The sequence below is a fragment of the Pseudomonas sp. NPDC089918 genome, assembly GCF_050280605.1.
Taxonomy (GTDB): Bacteria; Pseudomonadota; Gammaproteobacteria; order Pseudomonadales; family Pseudomonadaceae; genus Aquipseudomonas.
Map to the genome: position 1 here is coordinate 1 of NZ_JBNNVP010000078.1, position 11,896 is coordinate 11,896.

General features: G+C 60.3%; 9 protein-coding genes and 1 pseudogene. 8 read left to right on the forward strand and 2 right to left on the reverse strand.

Annotated features, from left to right (window positions below; genetic code table 11):
* Positions 1 to 85: 85 nt before the first annotated feature.
* Both rnhA and ACQKPC_RS29560 read right to left on the reverse strand, forming a co-directional pair.
* Positions 86 to 538, reverse strand: a complete 453-nt coding sequence (rnhA, locus tag ACQKPC_RS29555) for a ribonuclease HI (protein WP_003180633.1) — start codon at positions 536 to 538, stop codon at positions 86 to 88.
* 90 nt (positions 539 to 628) lie between these two features.
* Positions 629 to 1,387, reverse strand: coding sequence for a class I SAM-dependent methyltransferase (locus tag ACQKPC_RS29560; protein ID WP_427628193.1), 759 nt, complete (start codon positions 1,385 to 1,387; stop codon positions 629 to 631).
* Positions 1,388 to 1,452: 65 nt separating this feature from the next.
* On the opposite strand from ACQKPC_RS29560, the gene gloB reads away from it, so the two are divergent.
* The 8 genes and pseudogenes from gloB to fabI form a co-directional block, all read left to right on the forward strand.
* A complete protein-coding gene (gene gloB, locus ACQKPC_RS29565) occupies positions 1,453 to 2,220 on the forward strand; it encodes a hydroxyacylglutathione hydrolase (protein ID WP_427628195.1) in 768 nt (255 codons plus the stop codon).
* A gap of 99 nt (positions 2,221 to 2,319) precedes the next feature.
* A complete protein-coding gene (locus ACQKPC_RS29570; RefSeq protein WP_063343481.1) occupies positions 2,320 to 3,774 on the forward strand; it encodes a transglycosylase SLT domain-containing protein in 1,455 nt (484 codons plus the stop codon).
* Positions 3,775 to 4,056: 282 nt separating this feature from the next.
* Positions 4,057 to 5,889, forward strand: coding sequence for an extracellular solute-binding protein (locus tag ACQKPC_RS29575; protein ID WP_427628197.1), 1,833 nt, complete (start codon positions 4,057 to 4,059; stop codon positions 5,887 to 5,889).
* The gene (locus tag ACQKPC_RS29580; RefSeq protein WP_427628198.1) at positions 5,886 to 7,727 is read left to right on the forward strand and encodes an extracellular solute-binding protein; all 1,842 of its coding nucleotides are present in this window, start codon (positions 5,886 to 5,888) and stop codon (positions 7,725 to 7,727) included. The genes ACQKPC_RS29575 and ACQKPC_RS29580 overlap by 4 nt, the downstream gene beginning before the upstream one ends.
* Before the next feature lie 4 nt (positions 7,728 to 7,731).
* A complete protein-coding gene (locus ACQKPC_RS29585) occupies positions 7,732 to 8,805 on the forward strand; it encodes a microcin C ABC transporter permease YejB (RefSeq protein ID WP_007906757.1) in 1,074 nt (357 codons plus the stop codon).
* Position 8,806: 1 nt separating this feature from the next.
* On the forward strand, positions 8,807 to 9,826 hold the full coding sequence (locus ACQKPC_RS29590; protein ID WP_427628200.1) for an ABC transporter permease: 1,020 nt from the start codon (positions 8,807 to 8,809) through the stop codon (positions 9,824 to 9,826).
* Between the two features lies 1 nt (position 9,827).
* Positions 9,828 to 11,438: an ABC transporter ATP-binding protein gene (locus ACQKPC_RS29595; protein ID WP_427628201.1), complete on the forward strand. Its 1,611-nt coding sequence runs from the start codon at positions 9,828 to 9,830 to the stop codon at positions 11,436 to 11,438.
* Positions 11,439 to 11,459: 21 nt separating this feature from the next.
* A pseudogene (gene fabI / locus ACQKPC_RS29600) lies at positions 11,460 to 11,771 on the forward strand (enoyl-ACP reductase FabI); the annotation flags it as partial.
* Positions 11,772 to 11,896: the final 125 nt, after the last annotated feature.

Consider the following 11,896-nt stretch of genomic DNA (forward strand, 5'->3'; position numbering starts at 1 on the left):
ATGCCTCAAGGGACGCTCCGCGTTCCAATGGGACGCAGAGCGTCCCGGGCTGCGTTCCCACGCGGAGCGTGGGAACGATCAGGGTCTAGGCCTGCTTGTACCCACGCACTTCATCAACGCCACGGTTGGCCAGTTGGTCGGCCCGTTCGTTGCCGTGATGGCCGATGTGCCCGCGCACCCATTTCCAGGTGACGTTGTGGCGGTTGACCTGCTCGTCGAGCAGCTTCCACAGATCGGCGTTTTTCACCGGTTCCTTGGCCGCGGTTTTCCAGCCGCGTTTCTTCCAGTTGGCCATCCACTCGTTGATGCCTTTCATCACGTACTGGGAGTCGGTCACCAGCAGTACGTCGCAGGAGCGCTTGAGCTCTTCCAGGCCACGGATCGCGCCCATCAACTCCATACGGTTGTTGGTGGTGTTGGCTTCGCCGCCCCAGAGTTCTTTTTCAACGCCCTTGCACACCAGCAATGCACCCCAGCCGCCCGGGCCAGGGTTGCCCTTACAGGCGCCATCGGTGAAGAGTTCTACGCTATCGCTCATGCCAATCTATCCAGAAAATGCGGTGGCTCGCCGATCGGTGACCGACGATGCCCGAGGCCGGGGCGACCCCGGCCGGGAAAAAAATGTGTATTACGGTTCGAGGTGACGACGGTTGACCTTGGCCATCGGCAACGGAATCAGTTTGCCCATCGGTTCGCGCCGTTCCTGACGCACCGGCCGCAGGCCTACCACGATCTTGCGCGCGACCAATAAATAGAAGCCACCACCCGACAACTGCCAGTCACCGGCCTTGCGCTCCCAACCGGCCAGACGGGCTTGCCAGGCAGGCGACGCAAGCGGCGGACGATAGCACCCGAAGCGGCGTTTCTCCAGCGCGAAACCCAGCAGGTTCAGCCAGTCGCCAACCCGCGACGGCGAAATGCAACGGGCTTTGCGCAAGGCGTCATGGGCAAACACATGACGCAGGCCCCAACTGCTCCAGGGATTGATCCCGACAATCAGCAGGTGCCCGCCAGGCCGAACACTGCTCGCCGCTTCGCGCAGCAAACCGTGGGGCGACAGGCAGAAATCCAGCCCGTGCTGCAACACCACCACATCGGCGGCGTGCTCGCTCAAAGGCCAGGCCTGCTCTTCGCAGACGATCTCCACGCCCGGCAACGGCGCGCCGAGCCGCACATTGCGCTGGACCTGCGGCGCCGACGGCGGCGTCTGCGCCGAAGGGCCGTAATGCACCAGGTAACCGCCGAAGAAGCGCCCCAACTCGTCTTCGAGCATGCATCGTTCTTCGTCCAGCAGAAATTGCCCGATGGGGCCGGACAGCCATTCACGGGCCGCGCTGATCAATGTCAGCCACTCAGGATCGGCCTGAGCGAACGCTTTATCGGTCATTGCATTCTCCAACGCGCCAGGAAGTTCTAAGATGCGCCAATGTTTTCCGCTTGGCGAATCCGACGATGATACAGATCAGTGCCCTGCCCGCCTTCACCGACAACTACATCTGGTTGTTACAAGACCACAGCACCCAGCGCTGCGCCGTGGTCGATCCAGGCGATGCCGCGCCAGTACAAGCCTGGCTCGCGGCGCACCCGGGTTGGGTGTTAAGCGATATTTTGATCACTCATCACCATCATGACCATGTCGGCGGCGTCGAGCGGCTGAAAAAAGCGACAGACGCGACAGTCTATGGCCCGGCCAGTGAAAGCATCCCGGCGCGGGACGTGGCGCTCAAGGACAATGATCGCATCAGCGTGCTGGGCTGGGACTTCGATGTCATCCAGGTGCCGGGGCATACCCTCGGGCACATCGCCTTTTATCACCAGGGCCATTTGTTTTGCGGCGACACCCTGTTCGCCGCCGGTTGCGGACGCCTGTTCGAAGGCTCGCCGGAGCAAATGCATCACTCGCTGAGCCGCCTCGCCGCGCTGCCCGAAGACACGCTGGTGTACTGCACTCACGAATACACCTTGAGCAACCTGAGGTTTGCCGCAGCGGTAGAACCGGGCAATCCGGACACCGCCGCACGTCTGGAAAAAGTCACCGCACAACGTGAAGCCGGAATCATGACGCTGCCCTCTACTCTGGCGCTTGAAAAGCTAACCAACCCGTTTTTGCGTGTCGACGAAACATCCGTTAAAGAAAAAGTGGACGAACGGAATGGAACCCATAACCGGGCTCCGAGTGCGGTTTTTGCTGCTCTACGCGCTTGGAAAGATAAGTTCTAAGTAGCCATCACGCTGGTACAAAAATTCTGAATGGTTGACCGCAGGGGGTGCGCTTTCTAGAATCGCCCGACATTTTTGCCCGGAACTTACTTCCAGCCAATGTCGTCACCTATTCGTAAAGCCATCAATTCAGACGCATTGACCCGCTTGGCTCAAGCCATTGCGGTGGCTGTGTCCGCCACTCTGGCGGGCTGTTCCAGCCATGTGCCGCAGACCGAAGCGACACACACTCCGAATATCGCCGCTCGAGCCAAACAGAAACCTGTCTGGCTCAGCGAAAAACCAACACCGCAAATTCCACAGGACGTCTGGGAGCGCATGCGCCAGGGCTTCCAGTTGCAGGACAACCTGGGCGTCAACCCGCGCATCGAGCAACAGCGCCTGTGGTTCGCCAGTAATCCGTCCTTCCTCGAAAACGCCGGCGAACGCGGCAGCCTCTACATTCACTACATCGTCGAACGCCTTGAAGAACGCAACATGCCGCTGGAACTGGCGCTGTTGCCGGTGATTGAAAGCGCCTACAACCCGATGGCCTATTCCCGGGCCGACGCGGTGGGTCTTTGGCAATTCATTCCGTCCACCGGGCGTTACTTCAACCTGCGTCAGACCCGTTTCTATGATGGCCGGCGCGACATCACCGCCTCGACCACCGCGGCCATGGATTACCTGAGCCGCCTGCACGACATGTTCAACGGCGACTGGCTGCTGGCCCTGGCGGCCTACAACGCCGGCGAAGGCACGGTCAGCCGGGCCATCGAGCGCAACGAACGACTAGGCCTGCCGACCGACTACTGGAATCTGCCGCTGCCAGCGGAAACCCAGGCCTATGTGCCGAAGCTGCTGGCCCTGTCGCAAGTGGTCCTCGCACCCGACGCCTATGGCGTGAACCTCAACCCGATCGCCAACGAACCGTACTTCCAGGTCGTCGAAATCAACCAGCGCATGGACCTGTCCAAGGTTGCCGCCGTCGCCAACATCGACGAAGACGAACTGTTCCAGCTCAACCCGGCCTTCAAGCAGCGCACCACCATCGACGGCCCCCAGCATCTGCTGGTGCCAACGTCCAAGGCGCAACTGCTGACCGCCAGCCTGTCGACCATGCGTCCTGAAGAGTTGATCAGCCAGCGATCGCTCAAGCCGGTGTTCGAAGGGGCAGACGACAGCGAAATCGCCAGCCTCAAGCGCGCCTATCGGGTCAAACGCGGCGACAATCTGGGCACCATCGCCAAGGCCAACAAGGTCGAGGTCAAAGACCTGCAACGCTGGAACAAGTTGAACGGCAAAGACCTCAAGGTCGGCCAGACCCTGGTGATGCAGGACACCACCAAGCGCAAATCCGGGCGCGTCAACACCGTGGTCGCGGTGAACAGCAAGACCAACGGCAAGGTAACCAACAAGACGCAACAGACCCAATACAAGGTCAAGCAAGGCGACTCGCTGTACATGGTCGCCAAACGCTTCAACGTTGAAATGCAGCACCTCAAGCGCTGGAACCCTCGGGTTGGCCAGGCGCTGAAACCGGGGCAGATGCTGACGGTTGCTTCGCCGCATTAAGCGGCTTCGGGCAATGGGGCTTTTTTGTGGCGAGGGAGCTTGCTCCCGCTGGGTAGCGAAGCAACCCCAAAACCTGAAACCCGATGATTTCTGACACCGCGCAGTCAGGTTTACGACTGCTTCGCAGCCGAGCGGGAGCAAGCTCCCTCGCCACAGGTTCTGCAATCCACCGGACCATCACCTCACAATTAACAACGCATTAAGCCCCCGTCTTTTTCCAGTCGATACAAGCTGTTACTGTACGGCCCACAAAGCCCAAGCCGCCTGGATCGGATCTCTGACTTGAAGCGTCCCCTCCTCCTGCTCCTGATCAGCCTGGCCTTGAGCTCCCCCGCAAGCGCGACGATCAGCGAAAGCCATGGTTATGCGCAGTTCGGCACGCTCAAGTACCCGGCCAGATTTACCCACTTCGACTGGGTCAACCCGCAAGCGCCCAAGGGCGGTACGTTGCGGGTGATGGCGTTTGGCACCTTCGATACGCTCAACCCATACACCTTCAAAGGTTCGAGCCCGGTTTCCACCGCCAACTTCCTGCAATACGGCATCAACGAGCTCAATGAACCGTTGATGGTCGGCACCGGCCAATACGCGCCCTCCGGCGATGAGCCGACCTCCAGTTATGGCCTGATTGCCCAATCGGTGGAATACAGCGAGGACCGCAGCTGGGTGGTGTTCAACCTGCGCCCCGAAGCGCGTTTCCACGATGGCACACCGATCACCGCTTACGACGTGGCGTTCTCTTACCGTTTGCTGCTCAAGGAAGGTCATCCGCAATACCGCACCAACCTTCAGGAAGTGTCGCGGGTGGATATTCTCAACCCACGGCGCATCCGTTTCGTCTTCAAACGCTCCGGTAATCCGCTGCTGATCCTGCGCCTGGGCGAGTTGCCGGTGTTGCCCCAGCATTACTGGGAAGGTCGCGATTTCAAGGCCACCACCTTCGAGCCGCCATTGGGCAGCGGGCCGTATCGCATCACCTCGGTAACGCCCGGGCGGCAGATCGTCTTCGAACGGGTCAAGGATTACTGGGGCAAAGACCTGCCGGTCAATCGCGGCAAGTACAACGTCGATCGCATGGAAGTCGAGTTCTACCGTGACAGCGACGTGGCTTTCGAAGCGTTCAAGGCCGGTGAGTTCGACATCTACATCGAACACCAGGCGAAGAACTGGGCCAACGGTTACAACTTCCCGGCCGTGCGCCGTGGCGATGTGATCAAGGCGCAAATCGCGCACCAGATCCCGACCCAGAGCCAGGGCCTGTTCATGAACAGCCGGCGGCCAACTTTCGCCGAGGCCAAGGTCCGCGAAGCGCTGGGGCTGATGTTCGATTTCGAGTGGACCAACCGCACGCTGTTCAGCGGCGCCTACAAACGCGCCATGAGTTATTACCCCAACAGCGAGTTCTCCGCGACCGGGCTACCGGTCGGTCATGAGTGGCTGCTGCTCAAGCCCTATCGCGATCAGTTGCCCGCCAAGCTGCTCACCGAGCCGTTCAGCCTGCCGCAGACCGAAGGCCGCGGCATTCCGCGGGAAACCATGCGCAAGGCCCTGGAGCTGCTCGCCGAGGCCGGCTGGAAGCTCAACGGTCAACGGCTACAGAACACCATCGGCCAACCGTTGCGTTTCGAGATCCTGCTGGTCAACCCGAACCTGGAGCGCATCCTTCAGCCTTACGTCGAGAACCTCGCCAGCATCGGCATCGACGCACGGCTGCGCACGGTCGATCGCGCCCAGTACAAACAGCGCCTCGATCAGTTCGATTTCGACATGATCCTGATGACCCTCAACCAGACCCTCAGCCCGGGTCTGGAGCAATGGCAGTACTTCCACTCCAGCCAGGTCGGGGTCAAGGGCAGCAAGAATTACGCAGGTATCGCCAACCCGGTGGTCGACCATTTGCTTGAACAACTGCTCGCCGCCCAGACCCGTGATGCACAAGTCGCCGCCGGCAAGGCGCTCGACCGGGTACTGCTGTGGCAGCACTACATCATTCCCAACTGGTACCTCAATTATCACCGCCTGGCCTACCGCAACCGGTTCGCCTTCGTCACCACGCCGCCCTACACCCTGGGCCTGAGCGCGTGGTGGCTGAAATCTTCGGAGAAAGATCGATGAAACCCGTACGCGCCCTGCTCTTGCAGGCCAGCGGTCTGTTGTTCGCCGGGTTGGCCTGCGCCGCCCCGCAACATGCCCTGACCCTGTACAACGAGCCGCCGAAATACCCGGCCGACTTCAAACACTTCGATTACGTAAACCCCGACGCCCCCAAGGGCGGGATCTTCCGTCAGGCCGGGTTCGGTGGCTTCGACAGCCTCAACCCGTTCATCAACAAAGGCGTGCCGGCCGACGACATCAGCATGATCTACGACACCCTGGCCAAACAGGGTCTGGATGAGGCGTTTACCGAATACGGCCTGATCGCCGGCAAAATCGAGAAAGCCCCGGACAACAGCTGGGTGCGCTTCTACCTGCGTCCCGAAGCACGCTTCCACGACGGCCATCCGGTACGTGCCGAGGATGTGGTGTTCAGCTTCCAGACCCTGATCAAGGACGGCGCCCCGCTCTTCCGCGGCTATTACAGCGACGTGGAGGAAGTGGTCGCCGAAGACCCGCTCAAAGTGCTGTTCAAGTTCAAGCACAACAACAACCGTGAATTGCCGCTGATCCTCGGCCAGTTGCCGGTGTTGCCCAAGCATTGGTGGGCTACCCGCGACTTCAACAAGGGCAACCTGGAACTGCCGCTCGGCAGTGGCCCGTACAAAGTCAGCGAAGTGAAGGCCGGACGCTCGGTGCGCTATGAGCGGGTCAAGGATTACTGGGGCAAGGACCTGCCGGTCAATCGCGGCTTCTACAACTTCGACGTGCTGACCACCGACTACTACCGCGACAACACCGTCGCGCTGGAAGCGCTCAAGGCCGGTCAGTTCGACTACTGGCTGGAATCGGCCGCGAAAAACTGGGCCAAGGCCTACAACATTCCGGCGGTGGCCGAAGGTCGGCTGATCAAGGAAGAAATAGCCAACGGCAACCCCACCGGCATGCAAGGCTTCGTGTTCAACCTGCGCCGCCCGGTGTTTCAGGATGTGCGTGTGCGTCAGGCACTGACCCTGTTGCTGGACTTCGAATGGACCAACAAGCAACTGTTCAACGGCGCCTACGCGCGCACCCGCAGTTACTTCGAAAACTCGGAAATGGCCGCCACCGGCCTCCCCGACGCCGATCAGTTGGCGATCCTGGACCCATTGCGCGGCAAGATTCCCGAGCAAGTGTTCAGCGAGGCGTTCCAGAACCCGGTGACCGACGCCAGCGGCATGATCCGCACTCAGCAGCGCAAGGCCTATCAACTGCTGCAAGAGGCCGGCTGGCGGATCGTCGACGACAAAATGGTCGACGCCACCGGCAAACCGGTGACCATCGAATTCCTCCTGGCCCAGACCGAGTTCGAGCGGGTGCTGCTACCGTTCAAGCGCAACCTCAGCGACCTGGGCATCGACCTGGTGATCCGCCGGGTCGACGTCTCGCAATACATCAACCGCGTGCGCTCCCGGGACTTCGACATGATCGTCGGCAGCTTCCCGCAGTCCAACTCGCCGGGTAACGAACAGCGCGAGTTCTGGATGACCGCCGCGGCCGACAAACCGGGCAGCCGCAACTCCATGGGCCTGAAAGACCCGGTGGTGGATCAACTGGTCGAGCAACTGATCAACGCCGACTCACGCCAAAGCCTGGTGGCCCACGCCAGGGCACTGGACCGGGTGCTGCAATGGGGCTACTACGTGATCCCTAACTGGCACATCAAGACCTGGCGCGTGGCGTACTGGAGCCACATCGGCCACCCGAAGGTTTCGCCCAAATATGACATCGGCATCAATACCTGGTGGGTCAAGCCCAACGCGACATTGCCGATAGAAGTCGAAACCAAACTGCAAGCCGACCCTGCGGGCACGGAGTAATCAGATGCTGGCGTATATTTTTCGGCGACTGCTGCTGATCATCCCGACCCTGCTCGGCATTTTGCTGATCAACTTCGTGATCATCCAGGCCGCCCCCGGCGGGCCGGTGGAACAGATGATCGCCAAGCTCGAAGGCTTCGAAGGCGCCACCAGCCGCATTGCCGGCGGCGGTGCCGAGGTGTCGGTGGCCGGCTCGGCCTATCGTGGGGCGCAAGGCCTGGACCCGGCGCTGGTCAAGGAAATCGAGCACATGTACGGCTTCGATAAATCGGCGCCGGAACGTTTGTGGATCATGATCAAGAACTACGCCACCCTGGATTTCGGCGACAGCTTCTTCCGCGACGCCAAGGTCATCGACCTGATCAAGGAAAAGATGCCGGTGTCGATCTCCCTGGGGCTGTGGAGCACGCTGATCATGTACCTGGTGTCGATCCCTCTGGGGATCGCCAAGGCGACGCGACACGGCAGCCACTTCGACGTCTGGACCAGTTCGGCGATCATCGTCGGTTACGCGATCCCGGCGTTCCTGTTCGCCATCCTGCTGATTGTGGTGTTCGCCGGCGGCAGCTATTTCGACTGGTTCCCGCTACGGGGCCTGACCTCGAACAACTTCGATGAGCTGAGCACTGGCGGCAAGATCCTCGATTACTTCTGGCACCTGGCGCTGCCGGTGACCGCATTGGTGATCGGCAACTTCGCGACCATGACGCTGCTGACCAAGAACAGCTTCCTCGATGAAATCAACAAGCAATACGTGGTCACCGCCAAGGCCAAGGGGCTGACCCGCCATCGCGTGCTCTACGGCCATGTGTTTCGCAACGCCATGCTGCTGGTGATCGCCGGTTTTCCTTCGGCGTTCATCGGGATCTTTTTCACCGGTTCGTTGCTGGTGGAAGTGATTTTCTCCCTCGACGGCCTCGGTTTGATGAGTTTTGAAGCAGCGATCAACCGCGATTACCCGGTGGTTTTCGGCACGCTGTTCATCTTTACCCTGTTGGGGTTGGTGGTGAAATTGATCGGTGACCTCACTTACACCTTTGTCGATCCGCGCATCGACTTCGAAAGCCGGGAGCATTGAGATGAACCTGTCCCCTCTCAATCGCCGACGTTTCGAACTGTTCAAGGCCAACAAGCGTGGCTGGTGGTCGTTATGGCTGTTCCTGATTCTGTTCGGCGCAAGCCTCGGTGCCGAACTGATCGCCAACGACAAACCGCTGGTGGTGCACTACGACGACGCCTGGTACTTCCCGGCCCTCAAGCGCTACCCGGAAACCGCGTTCGGCGGCGAATTCCCGCTGGAAGCCAACTACAAGAGCCCGTACATTCGCGAGCTGCTCAAGGCCAAGGACGCCTGGGTCTTGTGGGCCCCGATCCCCTACAGCTACCAGAGCATCAACTACGACCTGAAAGTCCCGGCCCCCGCGCCGCCTTCGGCCGATAACCTGCTGGGCACCGACGATCAGGGGCGCGATGTGCTGGCCCGGGTTATTTACGGCTTCCGGATTTCGGTGCTGTTCGCTTTGACGCTGACCATTCTCAGCTCGATCATCGGCGTGATCGCCGGGGCCTTGCAGGGTTTTTATGGCGGCTGGGTCGATCTGGCCGGGCAGCGTTTTCTGGAGATCTGGTCCGGGTTGCCGGTGCTGTACCTGCTGATCATTCTGGCCAGTTTCGTGCAGCCTAATTTCTGGTGGCTGCTGGGGATCATGCTGCTGTTCTCGTGGATGAGCCTGGTGGATGTGGTGCGCGCCGAGTTCCTGCGCGGCCGGAATCTGGAATACGTGCGCGCGGCTCGGGCGCTGGGCATGCAGAATGGTGCGATCATGTTCCGCCACATCCTGCCCAACGCCATGGTCTCGACCATGACCTTCATGCCGTTCATCCTGACCGGCGCCATCGGCACCCTGACCGCCCTGGACTTCCTCGGCTTCGGCCTGCCGCCGGGCGCGCCGTCCCTGGGTGAACTGGTGGCCCAAGGCAAATCCAACCTGCAAGCGCCGTGGCTGGGTATGAGTGCGTTTGCGGTGCTGGCGTTGATGTTGAGTCTGCTGGTGTTCATCGGCGAGTCCGCTCGCGATGCCTTCGACCCGAGGAAGTGAAATGAATCAGGACAATCTGATCGAAGTGCGCGACCTGGCCGTCGAATTTGTCGTCGGTGAACGCGTGCAGCGGGTGGTCGAGGGCGTGAGCTTCGACATCAAACGCGGCGAAACCCTGGCGCTGGTGGGCGAAAGCGGCTCCGGTAAATCGGTGACCGCCCACTCGATCCTGCGGCTGCTGCCCTACCCGCTGGCCCGGCACCCGTCCGGCACCATCACTTATTCCGACCGGAATCTGCTGGATCTGAAAGAGAAAACCATCCGCCACATCCGCGGCAACCGGATTGCGATGATCTTTCAAGAGCCGATGACCTCGCTCAATCCGCTGCATTCGATCGAAAAACAGATCAACGAAATCCTGGGCATCCACAAAGGCCTGACCGGTAAAGTCGCGACCAAGCGCACGCTGGAACTGCTGGAAATGGTCGGCATCCCCGAGCCCGAAAAGCGTCTCAAGGCCCTGCCCCACGAATTGTCCGGCGGCCAGCGCCAGCGGGTGATGATCGCGATGGCCCTGGCCAATGAGCCGGAATTGCTGATCGCCGACGAACCGACCACGGCCCTGGACGTGACCGTTCAACTGAAAATTCTCGAACTGCTCAAGGAATTGCAGGCCCGTCTGGGCATGGCGTTGTTACTGATCAGTCATGATTTGAACCTTGTACGAAGAATTGCGCATCGGGTATGTGTCATGCAGCGCGGTTGCATCGTCGAACAGGCATCGTGCGAAGAATTGTTCCGCGCGCCACAGCATCCGTACACGCGGGAACTGCTGGCAGCGGAGCCCAGCGGCAAGCCGGCGACCAATGTGATTGGCCCGCCGTTGCTTGCGGTCGAGAACCTGAAAGTCTGGTTCCCGATCAAGAAAGGCTTTCTGAAAAAGACCGTGGACCATATTAAAGCGGTCGACGGGATCAATTTCAGCCTGCCCCAGGGCCAGACCCTGGGGATTGTGGGAGAAAGCGGTTCCGGCAAGTCGACGCTCGGCCTGGCAATATTGCGGCTGATCGGTAGCAAAGGCGTCATCCGTTTTGAAGGCAAGCAGCTAGACTGCCTGACGCAGAGCGAAGTTCGGCCGCTGCGCCGGGAAATGCAGGTGGTGTTCCAGGACCCGTTCGGCAGCCTGAGCCCACGGATGTGCGTGAGCCAGATCGTCGGCGAAGGCCTGCGGATCCACAAGATGGGCACCGAGGCAGAACAGGAACAAGCGATTATTGCGGCACTCAAGGAGGTAGGTCTGGACCCGGAAACCCGGCACCGCTACCCCCACGAATTTTCCGGTGGGCAACGGCAAAGAATCGCCATTGCCCGGGCATTAGTGCTAAAACCGGCGTTGATTCTGCTGGACGAGCCGACTTCGGCCCTCGACCGCACCGTGCAACGCCAAGTGGTGGAGCTGCTACGTTCACTGCAAACCAAGTACAACCTGACGTATTTGTTTATCAGCCATGACCTGGCTGTCGTCAAAGCGCTGAGCCACCAGCTGATGGTGGTCAAGCATGGCCAAGTGGTCGAACAGGGAGACGCGCAAAGTATCTTTGCCGCCCCCCAACATCCGTATACACAGCAGTTGCTGGAAGCCGCTTTTCTGGCACCAGCCACTGCGCAATAAACCTGAAAAGAGGAGCAACACATGGGTTTTCTCGCCGGTAAGCGCGTACTGATCGTCGGTGTCGCCAGCAAGCTGTCCATCGCATCCGGCATCGCTGCCGCCATGCATCGCGAGGGCGCTGAGCTTGCCTTCACTTATCAGAACGACAAACTCAAGGGTCGTGTCGAAGAATTCGCACAAGGCTGGGGCTCGAGCCCTGAGCTGTGCTTCCCGTGCGACGTGGCCAGCGATGAAGAAATCGCCAAGGTCTTCGAAGCACTGAGCAAGAAGTGGGACGGCCTGGATTGCATCGTGCACTCCGTCGGCTTCGCCCCGGGCGACCAACTGGACGGCTACTTGTTCACTCGGTTCGGCTGGGTCCAGACTCAACCCCAAGCCTTGTCGCGCCTGATTTAGAGGGGTTGAACGGTCAAATTCCAGACTGATGGAACCACGGCCGGCGATCACGGCCTAAACTG